The organism is Streptomyces sp. NPDC055099 (assembly GCF_053607685.1).
In genome coordinates, this window is record NZ_JBSGUA010000009.1 from 147717 (window position 1) to 171467 (window position 23751).

At 71.2% G+C, this 23751-nt stretch carries 23 protein-coding genes and 1 pseudogene; 13 read left to right on the forward strand and 11 right to left on the reverse strand.

Annotated elements, in window-relative coordinates:
• Positions 1-27 precede the first annotated feature (27 nt).
• Positions 28-702, forward strand: a complete 675-nt coding sequence (locus ACWFRU_RS22855) for an Rv1733c family protein (RefSeq protein ID WP_453689693.1) — start codon at positions 28-30, stop codon at positions 700-702.
• Here ACWFRU_RS22855 and ACWFRU_RS22860 read toward each other — a convergent pair.
• The 3 genes from ACWFRU_RS22860 to ku all read right to left on the reverse strand — a co-directional run bounded on the left by ACWFRU_RS22860 (position 699) and on the right by ku (position 3801).
• Positions 699-2126, reverse strand: coding sequence for a DUF1254 domain-containing protein (locus ACWFRU_RS22860; RefSeq protein WP_453689695.1), 1428 nt, complete (start codon positions 2124-2126; stop codon positions 699-701). The two genes, ACWFRU_RS22855 and ACWFRU_RS22860, sit on opposite strands and share 4 nt — an antisense overlap.
• Positions 2127-2305: 179 nt before the next feature.
• Complete coding sequence (locus ACWFRU_RS22865; RefSeq protein ID WP_453689697.1) at positions 2306-2590, reverse strand: type B 50S ribosomal protein L31; 285 nt, start codon at positions 2588-2590, stop codon at positions 2306-2308.
• Between the two features lie 80 nt (positions 2591-2670).
• Positions 2671-3801 carry a non-homologous end joining protein Ku gene (ku, locus tag ACWFRU_RS22870; RefSeq protein ID WP_453689699.1) on the reverse strand — a complete coding sequence of 377 codons (1131 nt, stop codon included), beginning with the start codon at positions 3799-3801 and terminating at the stop codon, positions 2671-2673.
• A 69-nt stretch (positions 3802-3870) separates the two neighbouring features.
• Between ku and ligD the strand changes: the two genes are divergently transcribed.
• Positions 3871-4776, forward strand: a complete 906-nt coding sequence (gene ligD / locus ACWFRU_RS22875; protein ID WP_453689701.1) for a non-homologous end-joining DNA ligase — start codon at positions 3871-3873, stop codon at positions 4774-4776.
• A 101-nt stretch (positions 4777-4877) separates the two neighbouring features.
• The gene (locus tag ACWFRU_RS22880; RefSeq protein WP_453689703.1) at positions 4878-5306 is read left to right on the forward strand and encodes a DUF4440 domain-containing protein; all 429 of its coding nucleotides are present in this window, start codon (positions 4878-4880) and stop codon (positions 5304-5306) included.
• A gap of 24 nt (positions 5307-5330) precedes the next feature.
• On the opposite strand, the gene ACWFRU_RS22885 is transcribed toward ACWFRU_RS22880, so the two are convergent.
• Positions 5331-6134, reverse strand: coding sequence for a nuclease-related domain-containing protein (locus ACWFRU_RS22885; RefSeq protein WP_453689705.1), 804 nt, complete (start codon positions 6132-6134; stop codon positions 5331-5333).
• Between the two features lie 134 nt (positions 6135-6268).
• Between ACWFRU_RS22885 and ACWFRU_RS22890 the strand changes: the two are divergent.
• The 6 genes and pseudogenes from ACWFRU_RS22890 to ACWFRU_RS22915 all read left to right on the forward strand — a co-directional run.
• A pseudogene (locus ACWFRU_RS22890) lies at positions 6269-6517 on the forward strand (sortase domain-containing protein); the annotation flags it as partial.
• Between the two features lie 100 nt (positions 6518-6617).
• Positions 6618-7421, forward strand: coding sequence for a hypothetical protein (locus ACWFRU_RS22895; protein ID WP_453689707.1), 804 nt, complete (start codon positions 6618-6620; stop codon positions 7419-7421).
• Positions 7418-8719, forward strand: a complete 1302-nt coding sequence (locus ACWFRU_RS22900; RefSeq protein ID WP_453689709.1) for an ATP-binding protein — start codon at positions 7418-7420, stop codon at positions 8717-8719. Before ACWFRU_RS22895 ends, ACWFRU_RS22900 begins: the two co-directional genes overlap by 4 nt.
• Positions 8720-8862: 143 nt before the next feature.
• Positions 8863-9225: an SH3 domain-containing protein gene (locus ACWFRU_RS22905; protein ID WP_453689710.1), complete on the forward strand. Its 363-nt coding sequence runs from the start codon at positions 8863-8865 to the stop codon at positions 9223-9225.
• 63 nt (positions 9226-9288) lie between these two features.
• Positions 9289-10653 carry an FtsW/RodA/SpoVE family cell cycle protein gene (locus ACWFRU_RS22910; protein WP_453689712.1) on the forward strand — a complete coding sequence of 455 codons (1365 nt, stop codon included), beginning with the start codon at positions 9289-9291 and terminating at the stop codon, positions 10651-10653.
• On the forward strand, positions 10650-12110 hold the full coding sequence (locus tag ACWFRU_RS22915) for a penicillin-binding transpeptidase domain-containing protein (protein ID WP_453689714.1): 1461 nt from the start codon (positions 10650-10652) through the stop codon (positions 12108-12110). Before ACWFRU_RS22910 ends, ACWFRU_RS22915 begins: the two co-directional genes overlap by 4 nt.
• A 35-nt stretch (positions 12111-12145) precedes the next feature.
• On the opposite strand, the gene ACWFRU_RS22920 is transcribed toward ACWFRU_RS22915, so the two are convergent.
• Together ACWFRU_RS22920 and ACWFRU_RS22925 are read right to left on the reverse strand one after the other, a co-directional pair.
• Positions 12146-13051, reverse strand: a complete 906-nt coding sequence (locus ACWFRU_RS22920; protein ID WP_453689716.1) for an ADP-ribosylglycohydrolase family protein — start codon at positions 13049-13051, stop codon at positions 12146-12148.
• A gap of 36 nt (positions 13052-13087) precedes the next feature.
• Positions 13088-14194 carry a ferritin-like domain-containing protein gene (locus ACWFRU_RS22925; protein ID WP_453689718.1) on the reverse strand — a complete coding sequence of 369 codons (1107 nt, stop codon included), beginning with the start codon at positions 14192-14194 and terminating at the stop codon, positions 13088-13090.
• A 207-nt stretch (positions 14195-14401) separates the two neighbouring features.
• On the opposite strand from ACWFRU_RS22925, the gene ACWFRU_RS22930 reads away from it, so the two are divergent.
• From ACWFRU_RS22930 to ACWFRU_RS22945, 4 genes are all read left to right on the forward strand, one after another.
• Positions 14402-15340, forward strand: coding sequence for an AurF N-oxygenase family protein (locus ACWFRU_RS22930; RefSeq protein ID WP_453689719.1), 939 nt, complete (start codon positions 14402-14404; stop codon positions 15338-15340).
• Between the two features lie 71 nt (positions 15341-15411).
• The gene (locus ACWFRU_RS22935; RefSeq protein WP_453689721.1) at positions 15412-16140 is read left to right on the forward strand and encodes a TetR/AcrR family transcriptional regulator; all 729 of its coding nucleotides are present in this window, start codon (positions 15412-15414) and stop codon (positions 16138-16140) included.
• A 33-nt stretch (positions 16141-16173) separates the two neighbouring features.
• Positions 16174-16458 carry a hypothetical protein gene (locus ACWFRU_RS22940; RefSeq protein ID WP_453689723.1) on the forward strand — a complete coding sequence of 95 codons (285 nt, stop codon included), beginning with the start codon at positions 16174-16176 and terminating at the stop codon, positions 16456-16458.
• Positions 16459-16641: 183 nt separating this feature from the next.
• Positions 16642-17820 (forward strand): NlpC/P60 family protein, encoded by a 1179-nt coding sequence (locus ACWFRU_RS22945; protein WP_453689725.1) that lies wholly within the window; start codon positions 16642-16644, stop codon positions 17818-17820.
• On the opposite strand, the gene ACWFRU_RS22950 is transcribed toward ACWFRU_RS22945, so the two are convergent.
• Genes ACWFRU_RS22950 through ACWFRU_RS22970 form a run of 5 tightly spaced genes read right to left on the reverse strand, consistent with a single transcriptional unit; the run spans position 17817 to position 23511 of the window.
• Positions 17817-19049, reverse strand: coding sequence for a styrene monooxygenase/indole monooxygenase family protein (locus ACWFRU_RS22950; protein WP_365820481.1), 1233 nt, complete (start codon positions 19047-19049; stop codon positions 17817-17819). The two genes, ACWFRU_RS22945 and ACWFRU_RS22950, sit on opposite strands and share 4 nt — an antisense overlap.
• A gap of 41 nt (positions 19050-19090) precedes the next feature.
• The gene (locus tag ACWFRU_RS22955; RefSeq protein WP_365820479.1) at positions 19091-19720 is read right to left on the reverse strand and encodes a GTP-binding protein; all 630 of its coding nucleotides are present in this window, start codon (positions 19718-19720) and stop codon (positions 19091-19093) included.
• A complete protein-coding gene (locus ACWFRU_RS22960) occupies positions 19701-20105 on the reverse strand; it encodes a DUF742 domain-containing protein (protein ID WP_453689727.1) in 405 nt (134 codons plus the stop codon). Before ACWFRU_RS22960 ends, ACWFRU_RS22955 begins: the two co-directional genes overlap by 20 nt.
• The gene (locus ACWFRU_RS22965; protein WP_453689990.1) at positions 20102-20635 is read right to left on the reverse strand and encodes a roadblock/LC7 domain-containing protein; all 534 of its coding nucleotides are present in this window, start codon (positions 20633-20635) and stop codon (positions 20102-20104) included. The genes ACWFRU_RS22960 and ACWFRU_RS22965 overlap by 4 nt, the downstream gene beginning before the upstream one ends.
• Before the next feature lie 8 nt (positions 20636-20643).
• Positions 20644-23511 carry a sensor histidine kinase gene (locus ACWFRU_RS22970; protein ID WP_453689728.1) on the reverse strand — a complete coding sequence of 956 codons (2868 nt, stop codon included), beginning with the start codon at positions 23509-23511 and terminating at the stop codon, positions 20644-20646.
• Between the last annotated feature and the right edge of the window lie 240 nt (positions 23512-23751).

Here is a 23751-nt window from a genome sequence, read left to right on the forward strand (position 1 = left end):
AAGGACCCCGACGACCAAGGAGCCCCCGTGGCCGGCCCCATCCCCCCGGCGCAACCGCCCCCCGAAGCACAAGACCCCCACCAGCCCGACCCCCACCCCCACCCCCATTCCCACGCCCGTGCCCGCCTCCTCCCCCGTCCCCGTCCCCTCCTGTGGCGCCTGCGGCGCAACCCCCTGCGTCGGCGCACCGACCTCGTACAGGCATGGATCGCCGTCGGCCTGTTCCTGGTCGTCCTGACCGCCACCCCGGCCGCCGTCGTCCTGGTCGGCGACGCGGTCCGCCGCCACACCGAACAGATCGCCCGGCATCAGGCCGACACCCGGCACCGCACCACCGCCGTACTCGTCCACGACGCGCCCCGCCACCCCGAACCCGGGTCGGTCGAGTCGAGGAACGTCCAGTACCCGGTCACCGTCCGCTTCACCGACCGTCACGGAGACACCCGTACTGCGCAGAAGGACGTCGAGCCCGCCCTGCCCGCGGGGAGCGCCATCCGCGTATGGGTGAGTGACGAGGGGAAGCTCACCGGGCCGCCCCTCACCGACGACGAGGTCCGCGACCACACCGTGGGCTACGCCGTCATGGCCGCCATCGCCGTCCCACTCCTCGGCGCCGCCGCGTACGCCTGCGCCCACCGCAGGCTCGAGCGGATCAACCTGGCGCGGTGGGACGCGGATTGGGCCGCAGCCAAGAAGCTTTAGGCCCGGCGGATCGGCGGCAGCTCGTACGTTCCGTCGAAGACCGCGTCGCGGGGCGTGTACATGCGCAGGATCGGGCGGAAGCGGCCCTCCGGAGTGGGCAGCCAGTTCGCTGCCGTCTTGTCGTCGGCGGGACGTTGTGGCTGGAGGTGGAGAGTGAGGGAGCCGTCGTCGTCGTAAGCCAGGCCCGGGGTGCGGTCACCAATCGAGCGGCGGTCATCGATGGAGTGGCGGTCGCCGGTGGAGTCGCGCTCGGCCGGGTCGGCGACCGAGTGCCGGTCCGGCTGGCCGTACATCGTCACCGACCAGAACGCGTCCACCGGCGGCGGCTTCTCGAAGCGCAGGGTGTATGACTGCTCGCCCTCCAGCGGCCGGCCGTCGGCGTCGTCCGACGCCAGCGCGTACGCCGCTTCGTAGCCGTGCGTGCCCCAGAGCGCGGTCTGCGCCGAGGTGGCGCGCAGCAGGCGGCCCAACTCCCGGTCGGCGCAGATCCATTGGGGGTCCTTGAGCGCGCCGGTCTCGAAGTGGTCGGCGTTGTAGTCGTAGGCGTGGTACGCGAGTTGCCAGCCGTTCTGCTGCCGGCCGCCCCCGGCCGCGGTCTCCCGCTCGACCCGCTCCTTGCCCGCCGCGAAGCCCGCGCGCAGCGCTTCGGCGAGGTCCGGTTCGGGCTGCGTGTACGGGCTCTGCGCGTCCAACAGGCCCAGTGGCGCGAACCGTTGCTGATACGCGAGGTCGGGCTGCGCGGGCGGGAAGGCGGCCATGCGGGCCCGCAGTTTCTCGTAGAAGAGGATCTCCGGCTCACCGTCGGGGACGTACGTGTGGGTCGGCAGCCCGTGGGGCTCGCCGGATGCCGTCCAGTACGGCTCCAGGAGTGTGTCCTCCTGGAGTTCCCGTACCGCCGCCACGTCATCCGGACCCGTGCACGCCCACCGTCCGACGATCGTCGCCATCTCTGTCGGCACGGCGATCCGGGTGGCACCCAGCGGGACCTCCTCGTCCCAGCCGGGGGGCGTGAGCAGGTAGCTGGCCTCGCCGGTGCCGGTGGCGCGGCGGCCCACGTAGGCGAAGTTGTTGGTCCAGGCGTCCACGAACTGCAGGACGTAGTAGCGGCCGCCGGTGTCCGGGACGGTCAGGAGCAGGGCGCCGCCGGAGAGGTCCAGCTGCGCCAGGGAGCAGATCGTGTCGGGGTCGGTGGCCTGAGGAGCGGAGTCGGTGTCAAGGGCAAGGCCCGGGTCGGCGCTCGTCGGCTGGGCCTCCGGACCCGCGGGCCCGCTGCCGTGGCTGAACTCGTTGAACGGGGCGGGAGGCACGGAGCCCATGCCGTTGCGGGAGACGCGGTCGACTCTGTCGAGGTTGAGCACCATCGGGTGGCCGTAGATGTACGCCTCGGCCGCCAGCGCCTGGAGATCGGTCGTGCCGTCGGTCATGCCCGCCGCCTTCTCGTGATCAAACTCGTCCGTCGTTCGTGATCAAACTCGTTCGTCGTTCGTGATCAAGGTTCTAGGGCCATCGTCGGGCCGACCTGTCCCTCCTGCCACTCCTGCCGCACCTGCCGCACCTGCCGCACACGCGGCGTGGCGCGGCCTGGCGTGGCGGCGGCCACGGATCACTCCGCCGCACCCGCCCCACCCGCCCCACCCGGCTGCGCCTCGTCCCCGTAGCGGCGCTCGAACTTGGCGACCTGGCCCTCGGAGTCCACGACCCGGGCGCGGCCCGTGTAGAAGGGGTGGCTCTCGGAGGAGATCTCCACCTCCACCAGTGGGTACGTCTCGCCGTCGTCCCACTCGATGGTCTGGTCGCTCTCGGCGGTGGAGCGGGTGAGGAAGGCGTAGCCCGCCGAACGGTCCCGGAAGACGACGGGCCGGTAGTTGCTGTCCTTGTCCTGGGTCATGCCTCCAGGTTCCCCGCGCGCGGAGACGACGGCGACCCCGAGGACGCCACGCGAGCTACGGCGCCGCCGTCAGCCCCGCCCTAAGCCCGGGCCCGGTTCCTCGTGGCCGCCTTCTTCGCGGGGGCCTTCTTCGCCGCCGTACTCGCGTTTGCCTTGGACGTGCTCGCCTTGGCCGTGCTCGCCTTGGCCGTACTCGCCGTCTTCGACGTCGACTTCCTCGCCGTCGTCTTCTTCGCCGCCGCGCCCGTCGCCTTCTTCGCCGTCGACTTCTTGCCGCCCACATCCTTCGGGGTCGTCTTCGCCCGCCCGGACGAGGCGGCCGACGATGAGGCCGTCCGCTTCGACGAGGCCGTCCGCTTCGACGCGGTCGCGGCCTTCTTCCGCGTACCCCGGTCCAGCGGCGTCACCTCCGCCACCGACCCGTCGTCACCCCGCGCCGTCTTCGCCGCGCGCACGCTCTTCTCCAGCGCCGACACCAGGTCGATCACCTTGCCCCCGCCGGAGTCGGCGTCGGTGGACGGCGGCGCGGGGCTCGTGCCCTCGGCCTTGGCGGTGAGGAGTTCCTCCAGCGCCGCGCGGTAGTCGTCGTGGAGCGTGGAGACGTCGACCTCGCCCAGCGTGTCCATCAGGGCGTCCGCCAGATCGAGTTCCGCGTCCCTGACCTTGACCTGGGTGTCCGGGGCCACGCCGTCCGGCTCCCGGATCTCGTCCGGCCACAGCAGGGCGTGCATCGCGATCACGTCGTCCACGACACGCAGCATCCCCAGCCGCTCCCGCCCCCGTAGGGCGTACCGCGCGATCGCCACCTTCTCGCTCCGCTTCAGCGCCTCCCGCAGCAGCGTGTACGGCTTGGTGGCGGACACCCCGTTGGCCGACAGGTAGTAGGCCGTGTCCATCTGCATCGGGTCGACCCCGCCCGCCGGCACGAAGGCCACGATCTCGATCGTCTTGGCCGTCGGGAGCGGCAGGGCCGCCAGGTCCTCGTCGGTGATCGGGATGACCGAGCCGTCCGGGTCCTCGTACCCCTTGCCGATCTCGTCGGACGTCACCTCCCGCTCCTCCAGCTCGCACACCTTGCGGTAGCGGACCCGGCCGCCGTCCTCCGTGTGGATCTGCCGGAAGGACACCGAGTGGTTCTCGGTGGCGTTCATGAGCTTGATCGGGATGCTGACCAAGCCGAACGAGATCGCACCGTTCCATATGGATCGCACGTCAGGCACCTCTCAGCAGCCGAGCACCGTTTCAGGGTGATTCATCCACATTCGTGGGATTCTCATCGTATGACGCCGATCACCGAGGTGGAGGGGCGGCGGCTGTCCCTCAGCAATCTCGACAAGGTCCTCTACTCCGCATCCGGCTTCACCAAGGGCGAGATGCTGCACTACTACGCCAGCACGGCCGACGCCCTGCTCCCCCATCTCCGCAACCGGCCCCTCTCCTTCCTCCGCTTCCCGGACGGACCCGACGGCCAGCAGTTCTTCGCCAAGAACGTGCCCCCGGGCACCCCCGACTGGGTGCACACGGCCGAGGTGCGGCGCTCGGACGGCAACACCCGGCAGGTCGTCGTGAACGACCTGGCGAGCCTGATGTGGGCGGGCAATCTCGTGACCGAGTTCCACACCCCCCAATGGCAGGCGGACGCGCCCGCCATGGCCGACCGGCTCGTGCTCGATCTGGACCCCGGGCCGCCCGCCACCGTCGTCGAGTGCTGCCGGGCGGGCCTCTGGCTGCGCGAGCGCCTCCAGGCGGACGGCCTGGACGTCTACGCGAAGACCTCGGGCTCCAAGGGCCTGCATCTGCTCTGCCCCTTGGAGCCGACGCCCTCCGAGCAGGTCACCGCGTACGCGAAGGCACTCGCCCAGGAAGCCGAGGCCGAGCTGCCCGACCTGGTCGTCCACCGGATGACCCGCAGCCTGCGCCCCCGCAAGGTCTTCGTCGACTTCAGCCAGAACGCCGCGGCGAAGACCACCGCCACCCCCTACACCCTGCGTGCCCGCCGGGAACCGACGGTCTCCGCGCCCGTGACCTGGGAGGAGGTCGAGGGATGCGACGACCCGGCGGACCTCGTCTTCCTGGCCGCCGACATCGCGCCCCGCCTCAAGCGGTACGGGGACCTGCTGGGCCCGCTCACCGACCCCGACCAGGGCCGCCCGCTCCCGCATGCTCCGGGCGCGCCCGCACGGTGACCGGCGTCACAGCTAATCAAGTTTGACTAGCGCGCGAACCGAGCATACCTTTATTCGCGTAGTCAAACTTGATTAAGCACCCGAGCCGCCGAGGAGCCCACATGACCGTTCTGCCCGAGACCGAATACGTCGCGACCGACGAGGACCGCGCGAGCCTGGCCGCCTGGTTCGCCGAGTACGACGCGCACAGCGCCAAGCGCGACGTGGAGCGCATGGCCGATCTGGCCGTCTTCCCGCTCAATCTGGTGAGTGACGACTCCGGGGGCGACGCGCGGTCCGCGCAGTGGAGCCGGGAGCAGTTCATCGCGACCATGACGCAGGTGATGGGCGACGGGAGCGAGGACATCACCTTCGAGTCCACGCGCACGCCCGTCTTCCTCTCCCCCGCGATGGCCGTCGTCTTCACCGACTCGGTGATGACCGCGAACGGCGAGACGCAGCGGCTGCGGTACGCCGACATCCTGCTGAAGCGGGGCGGGGCCTGGGCGTTCCAGACCATGATCCAGGGCGGCTGGGGCGACAACCTCTAGGAAACCTCTTGCAAGCCGGGCCGGTTACGCGCGCAGCCACGTGTGACGGTCGCGGGCCATCGCGTGCAGGGCCTCCACATCGGCCGGTTTCAGTACGCCGCCGATGCCCGCCAGGGCCGACACCTCCCCGTCGCGCACGATCCGCACCTCGCGCGGCGGGGCCGTCACGTCGAGGTCCGTCGCCCCTGAGAGGGCGAGGACCGGGCGGATCTCGGCGGTCAGCGCGAAGGACGCCCGGTCGGCGTCGGCGCGGATCTCCCTCAGGAGTGGACGCGGGTCCGCGCGGCCGACCGTGACCATCGGGTCGGCGACGCGCACCCGCTGCTTGCGGGCGGGGAGCGTGTGGACGCTGAACAGACCGCCGGGGCCGATCAGGAGGTGGTGGATGCGGGCGCCGCCCGGCAGCGGCACCGAGTGCAGGGTGCGCCAGCCCGCGCCTTCGAGCCCGTCGAGCACCTCGCCGATCGCCTGCTCGGCGGTGAGTGCCCGCTGCCGCGGGTCGGCGCGCAGCCTGCGGGCGGGGGCCGGTTCGCGGTCCAGGGCGATCAGGAGGGCCTCGCCGGGGCGGTTCGGTGCGAGGTCGTCGTCCGGGTGGAGGGCGAGGCGGGCCAGTTCGGCGGGGGTGGGGACGGGCGGGGGGCCGATCGAGACGCCACCCGTGATGAAGGGGGCGAGGGCGCGCAGGACCGCTTCCCTGTGATCGTCGGCGAGGAGGGTCACGCGGGACGACTCCCTCTCGTACCACGCCACGTTCCTGCCGTCCGCGCGGCAGACGTACAGCCGCTCCTGTCCGTGCCGCCAGGCCGGTATGACGCGCAGTCCGCTCATGCACCATCACCCCACGGACCATGGGAGCAGCAAGGACATGCCCTGGGCAAGAACCAGGCATGAACCTGGGTGCCTCGGAGAGAAGTTGAGCCACTCTTGACGGCGCTCGCGGCGCGCTCGCTCTCGACCGTGAGGGGCCCGCGCTGATGCGGCACGTGGGAAAGGTGAGAATGGGGGACACGATCTCGGTGCCTCGAGCGGACGGGAGTACGGCGACGTTCGAGGTGCGCGAGATTGGACAGGTGGACAAAAAGAACTTCGCCACCCATAAGGTGTATGGGACGACCGACCCGCCCGAGCTGCGCCTGCTGACCTGTGGCGGCCCGATCAAGGACGGTCACCGCACCGACAACATCATTCTCTACGCCGACCTCGCGCCGTAGCCGGACCCGGGCAACGGGACCCGGGCTCCGCGGCGCCGCAACCGAACCTCGCGCCGCAGCGGAGCACCCCCGGGCCGCTCCACCGGCAGGCAGGAGTGCAGTGCACCGGAGCCGTCTCGCGCTCGCCGCAGGACTCGTGCTGCCCGCCGTCCTGCTGGCCGGCGGCTGTGGCGACCCCGGCGACCTGCGCGGCGCAGGCTCCACGCCCACCGCCGAGGCCCCCACCCGCCTATGGCCGAAGCTGCCGCCCCCGTCGGCGCCCGCCGAGGACTACGGCACGATCGAGAGCCTGCCGGTCAAGGGCGTGGACGTACCGGGCGGCGACCTGCACAAGGTGAACCCGGTGACGGTCGCCAAGGCCGACTTCGACGAGAACCCGGGGATGTACAGCCGTTCGGACGCGGTCTACAAGCAGACGGCCGAGAAGCTCGACGCGTGCGACACCAAGGACGCCGACGACGCCGAGTGCCCCGTCCTGAAGGCCTACTACCGCGACCTCACCGGTGACGGCAGGGACGACCTCATCATCGGCATCAAGCTGGCCCGCGGGCACGCCGAGAACCTCGACATACGCGCCTACGCCATGGAGAAGCGGCAGTTGACGCAGATCATGGAGATGGGGGACGCGGTGCTCGGGGTCGAGCTGGCGGGCCACGAGGTGATCGTCCGCGCCGTCTCGGGCATGCCGGGGTACGAGTACCGCACCGTCTGGTCCTGGGACTCCCACCAGAAGTCCATGCTCCCGACGACCGACGAGATCGTGCGCTCCCCGAACGCGCCGAAGGGCAAGCCGTCGCGCAAGCCGGAGCCCGCGGGGAGCAGCCGCCCCGTGCCCTCCCCCAGTGATTCACCGAGTGCCTCTCCAGGCACGTCCCCGAGTGCGTCTTCGGGCGGGGACCGATGAGTCACCGACTGCCGCGCGGACCGCGGCTCCCCGCCTGGACGGCGACCCTGACCTGGAAGGCCGGGGTCTTCATCACCGTCATGTGCTGCGCGCTCGCCGCGCTGCTCGGCGCGCTCGTGCACGTCTCGGTGACCAACCAGACCGTGGGCCAGGCCCGCGACCACGCCCTCACCCGGCTCGACGACGCCACCAAGGCGTTCGAGGCGGGCGACGACCTGGGCCCCGGCGCGGGGATCGACCCCGAGGGCCTTCCCGAGCGGCTGCGGGATCTCGCGGTGGGCGGGGAGCGCGGGACGATGGTCGCCGCGCAGGACTCCCGGCCGACGATGTGGGCCGCGGGGCCCGCCTCGGACCGGCGCGCCATCGCCGTCCGGGTCGACTACGCCCAGGGGGCCCGCACCATCGACGGACTCGACCGGGCGATCCTCGGCTCCTCGGTGCTTGCCATCGGGGCGACGCTCCTGGTCGGGGCGTTCTCCGTGACCCGCGTGACGCGGCGCCTGCACCAGACGGCGACGGTGGCCCGCCGGATCAGCGCGGGCGACCTCGACGCCCGCGTGAACGACCCGCGCACCCGTGAGCCCTCGCGCAGCCAGGACGAGGTGGCCGCGGTCTCCGGCGCGCTCGACACGATGGCGTCCTCGATACAGGGCAAGCTGCAGAGCGAGCAGCGGTTCACCGCGGATGTGGCGCACGAGCTGCGCACCCCGCTGACCGGTCTGCACGCGGCGGCCGAGCTGCTGCCGCCGGGCCGCCCGACGGAGCTGGTGCGCGACCGGGTGGCCGCGCTGCGCACCCTCACCGAGGACCTCCTGGAGATCTCCCGCCTCGACGCGAAGAGCGAGCGCGTGGAGCTGGACGACCACCATCTCGCCCCACTGGCCGAGCGCGCCGTGCGGGGTTCGGGTGTCGACGCCGAGCTGGTCGTCGTACGCGACGTCTGCGTGGTGACCGACCGGCGGCGCCTGGAGCGGGTGCTCGGGAATCTCATCGCCAACGCGGACAAGCACGGGCGCGGGCCCGTCGTGCTGACCGTCGACGGGCCCATGCTCTCGGTGCGCGACCACGGCGACGGTTACCCGGACTACCTGGTGGCGCACGGCCCGCAGCGGTTCCGCACGGAGGGCACGACCAGGGGCCACGGGCTCGGACTGACGATCGCGTTGGGCCAGACGGCGGTGCTCGGCGCCCGCCTCACGTTCGCCAACGCGCCGGACGGCGGGGCGGTGGCGACGCTGACGCTGCCGTACGAGGAGACCGCGGAAGGCGGTTGCGGGGGCGCCGACGGGGCGGTCTGAGCGGCGGTCTGACGCCGTGTGACCTTTTGCGCGCCCAGCGTGCCGATTTTAGTGTGAATTGCGGCCTATGACCCATGCTTCAGGGGCTTGAGCTCCAGGGACTCGCGGGCCGTATCGCATCCGCGCTTTCCAGAGGAGACCCCATGTCCCTTCGGTCCACCGCAATCGGCACCCGGCTCGGCATACTCGTCGCCGGCGGCGCGCTCGCCGCCTGCACCCTCACCGGCCCCGCCGTCGCGGCCGACGACAGCGGCACCAGCGGCCACCCGCGCACCTACAAGGGCCGCGTCATCGCCAAGTCCGGCCTGCTGCTCCGCACCTCCCCGCACCGGGGCGCCAAGGTGATCCGCAGCGTGCCGTACGGCAAGGTCGTCACCATCTACTGCAAGACGACCGGTGACCACGTCTCCGGCAACAACCGCTGGTACCTGCTCACCAACGGGACCTGGGCGTGGGGTGCCGCGCACTACATCGCCAACATCGGGCCCGCCCCGCGCTGGTGCTGACGCACCACAAGCACACGGTGACATAAGCGGACATTGGGGCCTATCGCTTGCTACGTTCCGGGCATGACCGGAACAGCGACGGCGCCCCCCTCCGTACCCGCCGTTCGCGTGCCCCGGCGCCGTGGCACCGAGGTCGCACTGATCGTCGTGGCCGTCCTGCTCTCGGTCTACGGCTACTGCGACGTCGGCCTCGCCAAGAACGGCACCGTCCCGCCCGGCGCCGCCGGTTACGGCGCCGGGCTCGGCGTGCTCGCGCTCCTTGCGCATCTCGCGGTCCGCTTCCGCGCGCCCTACGCCGACCCGCTGCTCCTGCCGATCGCCGTGCTCCTCAACGGCCTGGGGCTCGTCCTGATCTACCGGCTCGACCTGGAGACTCCGGGCGACGAGGCGGCGCCCACGCAACTCGTCTGGTCCACCGTCGGCGTGGCGCTCTTCATCGCCGTCGTGCTCTTCCTGCGCGACCACCGGGTGCTCCAGCGGTACGCGTACATCTGTGTCGTCGCCGCCCTGGTCCTGATGATCGTGCCGATCTTCTTCCCGGCCGTGAACGGCGCCCGCATCTGGATCAGGGTCGGCGGATTCTCCATCCAGCCCGGCGAGTTCGCGAAGATCCTGCTCGCGATCTTCTTCGCCAGCTATCTGTCCGCCAACCGCAACGCGCTCGCCTACACCGGCCGTACGGTCTGGAAGCTGACGAAGCTCCAGCTGCCGACCGGCCGTGTGCTCGGGCCGATCGTCGCGATCTGGCTGCTCAGCGTCGGCGTCCTCGTCCTGGAGCGCGATCTCGGCACCTCGCTGCTCTTCTTCGGGCTCTTCGTGATCCTGCTGTACGTGGCCACCGGGCGCACCGGCTGGATCGCGGTCGGCCTGGTGCTTGCCGCCGTCGGCGCGTACACGGTCGGCTCACTCGAACCCCACGTGCACAGCCGGGTCGAGGACTGGCTGCACCCCTTCGCCTCCATCGACGCGGGCGAGGGACCCAACCAACTGGCCCAGTCCCTCTTCGCGTTCGCGGCCGGCGGGATGCTCGGGACCGGGCTCGGGCTCGGCCACTCCATCCTCATCGGGTTCGCCGCCAAGTCCGACTTCATCCTGGCGACGGCGGGCGAGGAACTCGGCCTCGCGGGGCTCGCGGCGATCTTCCTGCTCTACGCGCTCCTGGTGGAGCGCGGCTACCGGGCGGGGCTCGCGCTGCGGGACGCGTTCGGGCGGCTGCTCGCGGTGGGGCTCGCCTCGATCGTCGCGCTCCAGGTGTTCGTGATCGCGGGCGGGGTGACGGGGCTGATCCCGCTGACCGGCATGGCGATGCCGTTCCTCGCGCAGGGCGGCTCGTCGGTCGTCACCAACTGGATCATCGTGGCGCTGCTCATCAGGGTCAGCGACTCGGCGCGGAGCCAGCCGGTGGGGCCTCCCAGGGAGGACGCGTGACGCGGTACATCCGGCACGCCGCCGCGTTCTGCGCGCTGCTCCTGATTGCCCTGCTGGTGAACGCCACCCGCGTCCAGGTCGTCCAGTCCGAGCACTTCGACGAGAACCCCGCCAACCGCCGCCAGGCCATCGCACGCTTCGACCAGCCGCGCGGCGACATCATGGTCGACGGACGCGCGGTCACCGGCTCCAAGGACACCGGCGAGCAGCTCCGCTACGAACGGACGTACAAGAACGGCCCGTTGTACGCCCCGGTGACCGGGTACGCCTCGCAGGTCTACGGCACGACCCTCCTGGAGAACGCCGAGGACGACATCCTCTCCGGCACCGACCCGATGCTCGCCCCGCTCCCCCTGTGGAACGACATCACCCGCGCGCAGAACCCCGGCGGCATGGTGCGGACCACCATCAGGGCCGCCGCGCAGCAGGCCGCGTACGCGGGCCTCGGCGGCAAGAAGGGCGCGGTCGCCGCGATCGAGCCGTCGACCGGGAAGATCCTCGCCCTGGTCAGCACCCCCTCGTACGACCCCGAGCGGCTCTCCGGCACCAGCGATACGGTGGCGAGGTCCTGGGCGTCGCTGAACGGCAGCGCGGACAAGCCGATGCTGAACCGGGCGATCCGCCAGACGTACCCGCCGGGGTCGACGTTCAAGGTGGTGACGGCGGCGGCCGCGCTGGACTCCGGCACGGTCACGGACCTGGACGCCGCCACCAAGTCGCCCACCCCCTACACGCTGCCCGGCACGAGCACGCAGCTGACGAACGAGGTCGAGGGCTGCAAGAACGCACCTCTCCGCTACGCCTTCGAGTGGTCCTGCAACACGGTCTTCGCCAAGCTGGGCGTGGACACCGGTCTCGGCGACATGCTGGACACGGCGAAGAACTTCGGCTTCAACGACAGTGGCCTGAAGATCCCGTCGTCGGTGGCGGCGAGCAACTTCGACACGACGATGGACAAGGCGCAGCTCGCGCTCTCCTCGATCGGCCAGTTCGACACGCGGGCCACACCGCTGCAGATGGCGATGGTCTCGGCGGCGGTCGCGAACAACGGCCAGCTCCAGTCCCCGCACCTGGTGGACGAGACCACGACCGACGACGGCGACGTGGTGCGCAACACCGGCACCAGCTCCCTCCACCAGGCCATGAACCCGGCCACGGCCATGCAACTGCGGGAGATGATGACCGACGTCGTCGAGGAGGGGACCGGCGGCAACGCGGCGATCCCCGGCGCGACGGTCGGCGGCAAGACGGGCACGGCCCAGCACGGCATCGACAACACCGGCACGCCGTACGCCTGGTTCATCTCCTGGGCGCAGAAATCCGGCGAGGCCCAGCCATCGGTCGCGGTGGCGGTGGTGGTGGAGGACGCGGCGGCCGACCGGGGTGACATCAGCGGGGGCGGCAGCGCGGCGCCGGTCGCGAAGGCGGTGATGGAGGCGGTGCTCGCGGGTTCCTGAACGGAGGCCCGCGCCCCGGGCGCGGACGCCTGGTGTCACTCGGCTCCCGGCAGCGCTTCCCTCCGGCGCAGCCAGGCCTCCGGGACCGCGCCGACTCCCGTGCGCGCGCCGACCACGCCGCCGGTGATCGCGCACGTGGTGTCCACGTCACCGAGCCCCTCGGCCGTGGTCCACAGCGCCGCGACCAGGTCGTCGTGGTGCCGCGCGGCCGACCAGAGGGCGAACGGAACGGTGTCCGTGGCCCGGATGCGCTGACCGTTGCCGAGTTCGTCCGCCGCCTTCCACGGCTCGGTGTCGAAGGACAGGGAAGCCGCGCGCAGCACGCCCTCGCGGACCTCTCCGGGCGGGGTGCGCTCCGCGACCGCGGCCAGGGTCAGCTCCTCGCGTGCGGAGAGCGCGGCCGCCACGGCCACGGCCACCGCGCCCGCGATGCCCTCGGGGTGCGCGTGTGTGACCTGGGCCGACAGCGCGGCCTGCGCCGCCGCGCGTTCGAGGTCGCCGGAGAACCACGCGCCGAGCGGCGCGACCCGCATCGCCGCTCCGTTGCCGAGGCTGCCCTGCCCGTCGAAGAGCTCGCGCGCGAGCTCCGGCCAGCGCTGCGGCTCCTCGACGAGCCGGGGCAGCAGCTCGTGCATGCCGCTGCCGTACCCGCGCCCCGAGTCGGCGTCGTACAGCAGCGCGAACGCCCCGGCGAGTTCCGTCGGGCGGATCTCCCCGTACTGGTCGAGAACCCGCTGCACGCCGAGCGCCATCGCGGTGTCGTCGGTCCAGTGCCAGCGCGGCTCCTCGGGCATCTGGCGCGCACGGATCTGCGTGTACGCGACGCGCGGCGCCCGGAAGAGCGGGAACCACCGCTCGCCGAAGGCGTCGCCGAGGGCGAGCCCTTCGAGGCTCCGGCGGGCGGCGGCGCGGTCGGCCGAAGCGGAGGTCACGGAAGTCATGGGCTCATGCTGCCGTGCGGGACGACGCCCTGTGACCTATTTTCCGTCGCCGGCGGCGATCATCTCCTCGACCTCCGCGACCCGTTCGCCCTCCTCCGCCGCGAACCGTTCCGCGTCCAGTTTCTCGGCGATCTCCTCGTCCTGGGCCATCAGCTGATCGAGGTTGGCGTTGCCCATCTCGAAGACGCCCATGTCGACGTACGCCTCCTGGAGGCGCTTGCCCCACAGGCCGATGTCCTTGACGCACGGCACGATGCGGCTGAAGAGCAACTGCCGGAAGAGGGCGAGGAACTCGGAGTTCTCGCTGCACTCCTCGGCCTCCGCCTTCGGGATGCCGAAGTTCTCCAGGACCTCGACGCCGCGCAGCCGGTCACGCATCAAGTAGCAGCCCTCGATGACGAATTCCTCGCGCTCGCGCAGTTCCGCGTCGGAGAGCTGCTTGTAGTAGTCCCGAAGCGCCATGCGGCCGAAGGCCACGTGCCGGGCCTCGTCCTGCATGACGTAGGCGAGGATCTGCTTGGGCAGCGGCTTGTCCGTCGTGTCGCGGATCATGCCGAAGGCGGCGAGGGCGAGGCCCTCGATGAGGACCTGCATGCCGAGGTAGGGCATGTCCCAGCGGGAGTCGCGCAGGGTGTCGCCGAGCAGGGACTGGAGGTTGTCGTTGATCGGGTAGAGCATCCCGATCTTGTCGTGCAGGAAGCGGCCGTAGACCTCGGCGTGCCGCGCCTCGTCCATGGTCTGGGTCGCGGAGTAGAACTTCGCGTCCAGGTCGGGCACGGACTCCACGATGCGCGCCGCGCAGACCATCGCGCCCTGCTCGCCGTGCAGGAACTGGCTGAACTGCCAGGAGGCGTAGTGCTTGCGCAGCTCGCCCTTGTCGCGGTCGTTCATCTTGTCCCAGTGACGGGTGCCGTAGAGCGACATGGACTCGTCGGGGGTGCCCAGGGGGTCGTACGGGTCGACCTCCAGATCCCAGGCGATGCGCTTGGCGCCGTCCCACTGCTTGTCCTTGCCCTTCTGGTAGAGGGCGAGCAGCCGGGCACGGCCTTCGTCGTACTCCCAGCTGAAGCGGGCCGCGCCGTTCGCCGGTATCTGCCAGATGTTTCCGTCCGGGGCGTGCGTGTAGAGCTCATGCGTGGACACTGACGGCTCCTAGGTAAGTGGCCTCGTTCTCTCCGTAGTCCCCCCGTGCTGCTTTCGACTGCTCTGTACCGATTGGTAGTTGGAAGGCTCACACGTTCGTAGACGTCGGGTCAACAAGTCGCGCACAAGGGATTGACGCCCTTGCTGACAAGCAGTCTCATAATTCGTGACCGCCGGTAACTCTGACGACGAGGCAGGGGCAGAGTCATGACGACCACCACGGAGGACGCGGCGATCGAAGGGCTGCGGGACGCGCTCGGGGCACTCAAGGACCGGGAACAGGTTGCCGAGCGGCTCCTCGACTCCTCCGCCAAGCACTCCTTCGACCCCGACAAGGAGCTGGACTGGGAGGCGCCCTTCGAGGAGGGCAAGTGGTTCTGGCCCCCGGAGCTGCTCTCCCTGTACGGCACGCCGATGTGGCGGCGGATGAGCGAGGAGCAGCGCATCGCGCTCTCCCAGCACGAGGCCGCCGCGCTCGCCTCGCTCGGCATCTGGTTCGAGCTGATCCTCATGCAGCTGCTCGTACGGCACATCTACGACAAGCCGGCCACGAGCGCGCACGTGCGGTACGCCCTGACCGAGATCGAGGACGAGTGCCGGCACTCGAAGATGTTCGCGCGCCTGATCACCCGCGGGGACACCCCGTACTACCCGGTCAGCGCCGTGCACCGGAATCTGGGCCGCCTCTTCAAGACCATCTCGACGACGCCCGGTTCGTTCACGGCGACGCTGCTCGGCGAGGAGATCCTCGACTGGATGCAGCGCCTGACGTTCCCGGACGAGCGCGTCCAGACCCTGGTGCGCGGCGTCACGCGGATCCACGTCGTGGAGGAGGCGCGCCATGTGCGGTACGCCCGTGAGGAGCTGCGCCGCCAGATGGTGACGGCACCGCGCTGGTCCCAGGAGTTCACCCGCCTCACCTCGGGTGAGTTCGCCCGCGTCTTCTCCGTCGCCTTCATCAACCCCGAGGTCTACACGAACGTCGGCCTGGACAAGCGCGAGGCCATGGCCCAGGTCAAGGCGAGCGCGCACCGCCGGGAGATCATGCAGACCGGGGCCAAGCGCCTCACGGACTTCCTGGACGACATCGGGGTGCTGCGGGGGGCCGGACGGCGACTGTGGAAGAGCTCTGGACTACTGGCCTGACTCCTGGCGTAACGAAGGGGGTACGCAGGGTTCCGGGGCGCTTGTTCGAAAGGGCGGATACGCTGCGAGGCATGACCTCGCCTGCTCCCACCCGCGCGTACCGGCGCCTCAGTGTCGAAGAGCGGCAGCGGCAGCTCAAGGAGGCCGCCCTGTCCCTCTTCGCGGTGCGCGCACCCGACGAGGTCTCCCTCGACGACGTCGCGGAGGCGGCCGGAGTCTCCCGGCCGCTCGTCTACCGCTACTTCCCGGGCGGCAAGCAGCAGTTGTACGAGGCCGCGCTGCGCTCCGCCGCCGACGAGCTGGAGCAGTGCTTCGCCGAGCCGCCCGAGGGCCCGCTCACCCAGCGCCTCGCCAACGCGCTCGACCGCTACCTCGCCTTCGTGGACCAGCACGACGCGGGGTTCAGCGCGCTGCTCCAGGGCGGCAGCGTCGTGGAGACGTCGCGGACCACCGCCATAGTCGACGAGGTGCGCAGGACGGCCGCCGAGCACATACTCGCCCACCTGGAGGTCGTCGGCGCCACGGGCCCGCGGCTGCGGATGACCGTGCGGATGTGGATCACCTCCGTCGAGGCGGCGTCCCTGATCTGGCTGGACGAGGAGAAGCAGCCGCCGCTGGACGAGCTGCGGGACTGGCTCGTCGAGCAGTTCATGGCGGTTCTCGTGGCCTCGGCAGGCCGCGACCCGCAGACCGCGGAGGCGGTACGCACCGCACTGGCCATGGAGAGCGCCGACGGCCCCGCGGGCTCGCTCGCCCGGCGCGTCCTGCCCGTGGTGAGCGACGCGGCGCACCTGCTGTGACGCGCGGCGGGCGGCTGCTGTGACACTGGCCGGGTGAAGAGCGAAGACACCCCTTTCGTGGGTGGCCCCCTGGACGGCCGCGTACTGCCCATCCTGCTCGGCCCGACCGGCCACCCCCCGAAGGTGTACCGGGTCCCGGTGCCGGACGAGGCGGGCGGACCGGCGACCGTGCTGGTGTACCGCAGGGTGGCCAAAGCCGGGGGCAAGCGGCTCGGCCTGCACCAGGGCTGGACGTACGAGTACGACCCGGAGGGCGACAAGGCAGGGCCCGGTCTGAAGTGGCCGTGGTCGAAGCCGACGCCGGGCGGGGCGGCCTGAGCGCGGCGTGAGCGCGGCGTGAGCGCGGCGTGAGCGCGGCCTCCGCAAGGGTGGCGCGCCGTCGGACCCTGGACGAGTGACCGCATTGCGCCAACCCGCGCACCTTCCGGAGGCGGGCCGCGCCGGGGCCGCTGATGCTCGCGGTGCGGGGCGGAGCCGCCGCCGCGCGCCGGAGGTGATGGCATGTCAGGCAGGTTGCTGCGATGGGTCGGTACGGGTGCGGTGGTCGGCGCGCTGCTGGCGCCCGCCTCCCCCGCGTACGCCGTCCCACAGCCGGACGACACCACCGAGCGTCCGGTGGCCGAGCTCCTGAAGGACCTTCAGGAGCTGTACCGGAAGGCCGAGGAGTCGACGGAGACGTACAACGCGACCGCGGAGAAGCTGAAGGAACAGCGGGCCGAGGTCACCCGCCTCAACAAGCGCCTGGCCCGGGCCCGCGCCTCGGTCCGCGACAGCCGGGGCGCGGCGGGCCGCTTCGCCCGCCAGCAGTACCAGGGCACGACGGAGATCTCCCCCTACGTACGCCTCCTCCTGGCCCGCGACCCGCAGCGGGCCCTCGACCAGGGGCATGTGATCGGGCGGGCGGCGGCGGAGCGCGCCGCGACGGTGGAGCGGCTGGCCGGCGGCGAGAAGAAGGCATCCGAGCTCGCGGCGACGGCGAAGAGCGCCCTGAAGACCCAACTGACCCTCGCGGCCCGCCAGAAGGAGGCACGGGACACGGTCAAGGGGCAGCTCAAGGAGGTCGAGGAACTGCTCGCCTCGCTGAGCACGGAGCAACTGGCGGACCTCGCGCGGGCCGAGGAGGAGGGGATGGCGGAGGCGCAGCGGAAGTTCCTGGACTCGGGCTCGCTGAGCGGAACCGCGGGGTCACCGGGGACCCCTGGGTCCGCACCGACCCGCGCGCCTTCGCGGAAGGGCGAGACGGCGCTCGGCTACGCCGTGAAACAGATCGGGAAGCCTTACAAGTGGGGCGCGGAGGGACCCAAGTCCTTCGACTGCTCGGGCCTCACGTCCAAGGCATGGGCAAAGGCGGGCAAGGACATCCCCCGCACCTCACAGGAACAGTGGGCCCAGCTACGCCGGGTCTCCCTCCGCAAACTGCGCCCGGGCGACCTGATCGTCTACTTCCCCAAGGCCACGCACGTGGCGCTCTACCTGGGCGACGGCATGGTGATCCAGGCGCCGCGCCCCGGAAGCCGGGTGAAGGTCTCCCCCATCGCCTCGAACCCGCTGCTCGGCGCGGTACGCCCGGACCCCTCGGCCAAGCCGATGAAGAACTACGTCCCGCCGAAGCTGCCCCGGGGGGCACGCAAGGGCGGGGACGCGGGGTACGGGCGTTCCGACGCGCCGGGTACCGACTAGCCCGTGAGGCCCGCCAGGTACGCGCCCGTCTTCTCCGGGTCGTAGAAGAAGTTCTCGAAGTCCGACGGGTCGTTGAAGCCGTTGGCGAAGCGGTCCGCGGCCGGCTGGAGTTGGCCTGCGGCGCCGATCAGGTTCAGGACGTGCTCCGGCGGGGGCGAGAGCATCGCGTTCGTCCACTTGGTGACGTGCTGCGCCGTCTCCCAGTAGCGGTCGAACGTGGACTGCATCCACTCCTCGTCGAACGGCTTGTCGCCGTGCTCGACGATCGAGGAGAGGTACGCGGCAGCGCACTTGGACGCCGAGTTGGAGCCCTGGCCGGTGATCGGGTCGTTCGCGACGACCACGTCCGCGACGCCGAGGACGGCGCCGCCGCCGGGCAGTCGGCCGATCGGCTTGCGCACCGTCGGGGCGTAGCGGCCGGACAGCGTGCCGCCCGCGTCCGTCAGCTCGACCTTGGTGGCCCGCGCGTACTCCCACGGCGTGTACTTCTCGAGGAGTTCGAGGGTCAGCGCCAGGTGCTCCGAGGGGTCCTTGACACCCTGGAAGACGTCCAGCGGGCCGCCGGGGACGCCCTCCCAGAACAGGATGTCCGCGCGCCCGGACGTGGTGAAGGTCGGCATGACGAAGAGTTCGCCGACGCCCGGCACGAGGTTGCACCGCACCGCGTCGAACTCCGGGTGCTCGGGCCGCGGGCCCATCCCGTGGACGTAGGCGACGGCCAGGGCCCGCTGCGGGGTGTCGTACGGGGAGCGCGAGGCGTCGCGCTCGAACATCGAGACCAGCTCGCCCTTGCCCGCCGAGACGAGCACCAGGTCGTACGTGCGGGAGAAGTAGTCGAGGTCGGAGACCGCCGCGCCGTGGATGACCAGCTGGCCGCCCCGCTGCGCGAACGTCTCCATCCAGCCCGCCATCTTCACGCGCTGGTCGACGGACTGGGCGAAGCCGTCCAGCTTGCCGACCCAGTCGATGACGCGGGAGGAGTCGGGCCCGGCGACCGAGACGCCCAGACCCTCGATCTTCGGCGCCTGCGACTCCCAGAAGTTCAGCTGGAGGTCGCGCTCGTGCTGCAGCGCCGTGTGGAACATGCACTGCGTGGACATCACACGCCCGGACCGGACCTCGTCCGCCGTGCGGTTGGACATCAGGGTGACCTCGTACCCCTGCGACTGGAGTCCGAGAGCGATCTGGAGACCGGCCTGACCGGCTCCGACGACGAGTATCTTCCGCATGCGGCGTCTTCTCCTACGTGCTGAAAAGCTTAAGGTTAAAGCTATTCGGGGGTTGCTGCGAGGGCGTGACCGACCAGCGAGAGCAGCGACTCGATCACCGAGATCCGCTGCCTCGCGTCCATGATGAGCACCGGTATGTGCGCCGGGATGGTCAGCGCCTCACGGACGTCCGCGGGCTCGAACTCCTCGGTGCCGTCGAAGTGGTTGACGGCGACGATGTACGGCAGACCGCAGCTCTCGAAGTAGTCGAGCGCCGGGAAGCAGTCGGGGAGCCTGCGGGTGTCGGCGAGGACGACGGCGCCGATCGCGCCGCGCACCAGGTCGTCCCACATGAACCAGAAGCGCTGCTGCCCCGGCGTACCGAAGAGGTAGAGCACGAGGTCGTCGTCGAGCGTGATCCGGCCGAAGTCCATGGCGACCGTGGTCGTGGTCTTGTCCGGGGTCGACGTGAGGTCGTCCGTGTCCTCGCTCGCCTGCGTCATCAGCGCCTCCGTCTGGAGGGGCGTGATCTCGGAGACGGCGGTGACCAGCGTCGTCTTGCCGACGCCGAACCCGCCCGCGACCACGATCTTCGTCGCGATCGGGGCCCGGGTGCGGTCGGTCTGCCAGGCTTGCAGGTTCTCGTCCGGGTCGGGGCCCGGGATACGGAGGTCAGAGACGGCGGAGTCCACTGAGCACCCTTTCCAGCAGTGCGCGGTCCGGCTGTCCCGGGCCGTGGCCCGTTCCGTACACGCGGATCTTTCCCTGGTCTGCGAGGTCGCTGAGCAGGACGCGGACCACACCGAGCGGCATCTTCAGCAGCGCGGCGATCTCCGCGACCGTACGCATGCGGCGGCAGATCTCGACGATGGCCCGCATCTCCGGCATGACCCGCGCGATGGCGTTGCCCTGCGGCAGCTCTCGGCGCTCCTCGGGCGCCTCCAGGGCGGCCACGAACGTCTCGACGAGCAGGACGTGGCCGAAGCGGGTGCGTCCGCCGGTGAGCGAATAGGGCCGGACGCGGGCAGGTTTGCGTTCGCCGCCCCGCTGGGGCAGCTTGCCGGGCTTACTGCTCATCGGACGCTCTCCATCGACTGGCGCAGCTCGCTGCGGAGTTCGGGGGTGAGGACATGCCCGGCGCGGCCGACGAAGAGCGCCATGTGGTACGCGACGACGCTCATGTCGCAGTCCGGGGTGGCATGCACGCCGAGCAGCGAGCCGTCACTGATCGACATGACGAAGAGGCTGCCCTCCTCCATCGCGACGACGGTCTGCTTCACGGCTCCCGCGTCCATCAGCTTTCCGGCGCCGATGCAGAGGGAGCCGAGGCCGGACACGATGGTGGCGAGGTCGGCGCTGGAGCCCTTGGGCCCCGAACTGTTGTCCACCACCTGCTCGGCGTTCCGCGCGGGGTCGGACGAGAGCAGCAGCAGGCCGTCGGAGGAGACCACCGCGACCGAGAGCAGCCCCGGCACCTCCTCCACGAGATTCGTCAGCAGCCAGTGCAGGTTGCGGGCTTCACTGCTCAGTCCGAATCCGGCGGAGGTGCCGCCGGCGGTGGAGCTGCCGGTGGACTTGCTGCCGGTGGAAGAACTGGGCGAGCGCATGGGCGCAGTCAACTACTTGCCTCCTCGACTGTGTCCCCCATGTTTTTGGTCTCTTCGGTACGTTCGGTCAGCTCGGCCTCTACGTCGCGACGGCCGCTGATGGCCCCCTGGTGAAATCCCCCGAGACGCTTGCGCAGCGCTTCGGCGTCGACGGAACCGCTGCGCGCCTTGGGCACGGTGGGCCCGGGCGCGGTGATCTTCGGCGTGCGCTTGGGCAGCCCCTTGTCGGTGACGCGCTCCCACTTGGGGGTGGGGGCGGGCTCGGCTTCGGGCTCGGCTTCGGCTTCGGGCGCGGTCTCGGCTTCGGTCGCGGTTTCGGCAGCCTCGGGTTCCGGTGTCTCCGGCTCCTCCGGGGCGGGCGGAACCGCGAGTTCCATGGTCGTCTCGGCCGAAACCTCGGGCTCAGCGTCCGGCTCGGCCTCCGCCGCAACCTCGGGCGCGGCCTCCGCGTCCCGCACCGTCCGCTCGGCAGCTGTGATCAGCGGGTCCTCACCGGCAGGCGTGGCCACCACCGCGGCGGACCCCGCCGAACGCCCCGGCAGCACATTGGAGTTCGCCTCGGCCTCCGAACCGGGCAGATGCACCGCGGGCGCGGCCCCTGCCACCGGAACGCCGACCGGCGGAGCGCCCACCGCGGGTGCCGCGGCGAGGATCGCCTTCGGCAGGACCACGACGGCCGCGACGCCCCCCTGCTTCTGCTCGCGCAGCCGGACCCGCGCCCCGTGCCGCGCGGCGAGCCGGGCCACGACATAGAGGCCGAGCCCGAGCCCGTCCCCGCTCTCCTGGTCGTACGCGTCGTCGGGACGGAAGTCTGCGAGGCGGGAGTTGAGCTCCTCCATGCGGTCCTCGGTGACCCCTATGCCCTCGTCCTGCACGGAGAGCATGACCTCGCCGCTCTCCAGGAGCCAGCCCGAGACCTCCACGGAGGCGTCCGGCGGCGAGAACGAGGTCGCGTTCTCCAGGAGCTCGGCGACCAGGTGGCTGATGTCGTCCGCGGCGAAGCCCGCGACATGCGCGTGCGGCGGCAGCGTGGCGATGCGCACCCGCTCGTACCGCTCGATCTCGCTGACGGCGGCGCGTACGACGTCGACCAGCGGGACGGGGCCGGGGTGCTGGTGGCCGTGCTCGGCGCCGGCGAGGACCAGGAGGTTCTCGCTGTGGCGGCGCATGACCGTGGCGAAGTGGTCGAGCTTGAAGAGCGTGGCGAGGCGGTCCGGGTCCTGCTCGCGGTCCTCCAGGTTCTCGATGACGGCGAGCTGCCGCTCGACCAGGCCGAGGGTGCGCAGCGCCAGATTGACGAACGTGCCGTGGATGGACTGCCGCACCCGCTCCAAGTGGGCGGCCGCCTCGGCCAGTTCGGCGCGCAGCCTCTCGCGCTCGTCGGCCATGGACTGACGCTGCCCGATGAGGTGCTTGCGGTCCGCTTCGAGCGTGGTGAGGCGCTCGGTGAGGGCCGCCGCGTGCTCGTGCAGCGCGTTGACGGACCGTACGACCTGGGCGAACTCGTCGTCGCGGCCCGTGAAGCGGATCGGCTCCTGGGGCGCGGGCTCGTGGGCGAGGCGGGCCGAGCCGATGCGCAGGACGGCGAGCGGGCGGGTCAGGCTGCGGGCCATGGCCATGGAGACGCCGACGGCGACGAGCAGCGTGACGCCGACGAGCGCGACGCGGATCTCCAGCGCCGTCACGTCGTCGTCGCGCAGGTCGGTGAGGTTCTTGGTGCGCTGCACCGTGAGCGCGGACTCGGCGCCGCGCATCATCTCGATGCGGGCGGAGAGCGCGGCGTCGAGCTTCTTGCCGTCGAAGCCGAGCTCAGCGGTGGAGAGCGTGGGCTGGTCGGTGAGGCGCGTGAGGTACTTCTCGGCCGTGGTCACCTCGTGGCCCGTGACCGTCGAGTCGTACGTCGTACGGGCGCGGTCCGTGGCCGCGTCCCGGAAGTCGGCGAGGGAGGCCTGGGCGCGCACGTGGGCCTGCTGCCCGGCGGCGCTGAGGGCGTCGCGGGTCTTGCCTGCGGCGGGCGACTCGTCGACCACCGTGGTGGGAAGGCCGGTCACGGGGTCGATGCTCGTGCTCGTCTCCGTGGAGCGCGGGACGGCGAGGGCGGCGAGGAGCAGCCCTCGGGCGCTCGCCGCCTGTTCGACGGCGTGGTCCAGGTCGGCGAGGGCGTAGGCCCCGGAGCCCGCGCGGGGCGGGGTCTTCTCGGCGAGTTCGCGGGTGAGGCCGTGCAGTTCGGTGATGACGTTCGAGTACGCCGTGTGGGCCTGGAGAGCGGTGCTCTTGCCGGTGAGCGCCGCTCTGCGCACGGCCCCGATGTCCGAGAGGTCCTTGCGCAGTGCGGCCGGGGCGTCGGCCGTGCGCAGCTCCTCGATCTGGCGGTCCACGCGGGCGCTGCGGCTTTCGGAGAGCCCCTTGCCCTGCGGGCGGCCCGCGGCGATGAACGAGGTGACCTCGTCGCGCTCGTCGGCCAGTGAGTGGCCCAGGGACACCGCGTCCTGGGTGCGCTCGGCGAGGGTCACCAGCTCCTGTGCGTCGCTCAGTTGCCCGGAGGCGGCGACGACGGCGGGCGCTCCGGCGCCGGCGATCGCGGCGGCCACCACGGCGACGGCGACGATCAGCCGGTTGCGCACGCGCGCGGTGGGCTTGGAGGCGGCCGGCTTCACGGGCTTGGCGGGCTTCGAGCCGTCAGGAGGCGTCACCGCGGGGGCGGTGTGCTCTCCCGCCGCGTGCTCGGGATTTACTCCCGCTGTGGGCTCGGGGTTCTCTCCCGCTGTGGGCTCGGGCGAACGCTCCGTAGGGGTGGTCGCGCCCGGCGTGGTCCCTTCGGGAGCCGTCTGCTTGCCCTTGCGCCCAGGCCGCATCTTCTGCACCGGTGCTCGCATTCTTGTTTTTCGTCTGCCCATGGGCCCGGGTGACGATCCGTCAACACACGCGCCCCCCGGTACGGCTCCAGACCCTTCCAGTGCCGATGGGTGGCAGTCGTGCATCACATGCCTGGCCACCCGAAGGAGTGAACATCGGCGGGGAGTTGGCGAGCAAGTTCCGCCGCGGGCCGAAAGTCCCGGCCACGGTGCGCCGGTTGGACGTCGACGGCGGGCTTTGGCAGGATGCGCCGCCACACG

Excerpts from the sequence above, each read along its gene's own strand:
- ACWFRU_RS22860 (WP_453689695.1), bottom strand. The coding sequence starts at position 2,126 with ATGACCGACGGCACGACCGATCTCCAGGCGCTGGCGGCCGAGGCGTAC.
- ACWFRU_RS22865 (WP_453689697.1), bottom strand. The coding sequence starts at position 2,590 with ATGACCCAGGACAAGGACAGCAACTACCGGCCCGTCGTCTTCCGGGAC.
- ligD (WP_453689701.1), top strand. The coding sequence starts at position 3,871 with ATGACGCCGATCACCGAGGTGGAGGGGCGGCGGCTGTCCCTCAGCAAT.
- ACWFRU_RS22880 (WP_453689703.1), top strand. The coding sequence starts at position 4,878 with ATGACCGTTCTGCCCGAGACCGAATACGTCGCGACCGACGAGGACCGC.
- ACWFRU_RS22885 (WP_453689705.1), bottom strand. The coding sequence starts at position 6,134 with ATGAGCGGACTGCGCGTCATACCGGCCTGGCGGCACGGACAGGAGCGG.
- ACWFRU_RS22900 (WP_453689709.1), top strand. The coding sequence starts at position 7,418 with ATGAGTCACCGACTGCCGCGCGGACCGCGGCTCCCCGCCTGGACGGCG.
- ACWFRU_RS22905 (WP_453689710.1), top strand. The coding sequence starts at position 8,863 with ATGTCCCTTCGGTCCACCGCAATCGGCACCCGGCTCGGCATACTCGTC.
- ACWFRU_RS22910 (WP_453689712.1), top strand. The coding sequence starts at position 9,289 with ATGACCGGAACAGCGACGGCGCCCCCCTCCGTACCCGCCGTTCGCGTG.
- ACWFRU_RS22920 (WP_453689716.1), bottom strand. The coding sequence starts at position 13,051 with ATGACTTCCGTGACCTCCGCTTCGGCCGACCGCGCCGCCGCCCGCCGG.
- ACWFRU_RS22930 (WP_453689719.1), top strand. The coding sequence starts at position 14,402 with ATGACGACCACCACGGAGGACGCGGCGATCGAAGGGCTGCGGGACGCG.
- ACWFRU_RS22935 (WP_453689721.1), top strand. The coding sequence starts at position 15,412 with ATGACCTCGCCTGCTCCCACCCGCGCGTACCGGCGCCTCAGTGTCGAA.
- ACWFRU_RS22945 (WP_453689725.1), top strand. The coding sequence starts at position 16,642 with ATGTCAGGCAGGTTGCTGCGATGGGTCGGTACGGGTGCGGTGGTCGGC.
- ACWFRU_RS22950 (WP_365820481.1), bottom strand. The coding sequence starts at position 19,049 with ATGCGGAAGATACTCGTCGTCGGAGCCGGTCAGGCCGGTCTCCAGATC.
- ACWFRU_RS22960 (WP_453689727.1), bottom strand. The coding sequence starts at position 20,105 with ATGAGCAGTAAGCCCGGCAAGCTGCCCCAGCGGGGCGGCGAACGCAAA.
- ACWFRU_RS22965 (WP_453689990.1), bottom strand. The coding sequence starts at position 20,635 with ATGCGCTCGCCCAGTTCTTCCACCGGCAGCAAGTCCACCGGCAGCTCC.
- ACWFRU_RS22970 (WP_453689728.1), bottom strand. The coding sequence starts at position 23,511 with ATGCGAGCACCGGTGCAGAAGATGCGGCCTGGGCGCAAGGGCAAGCAG.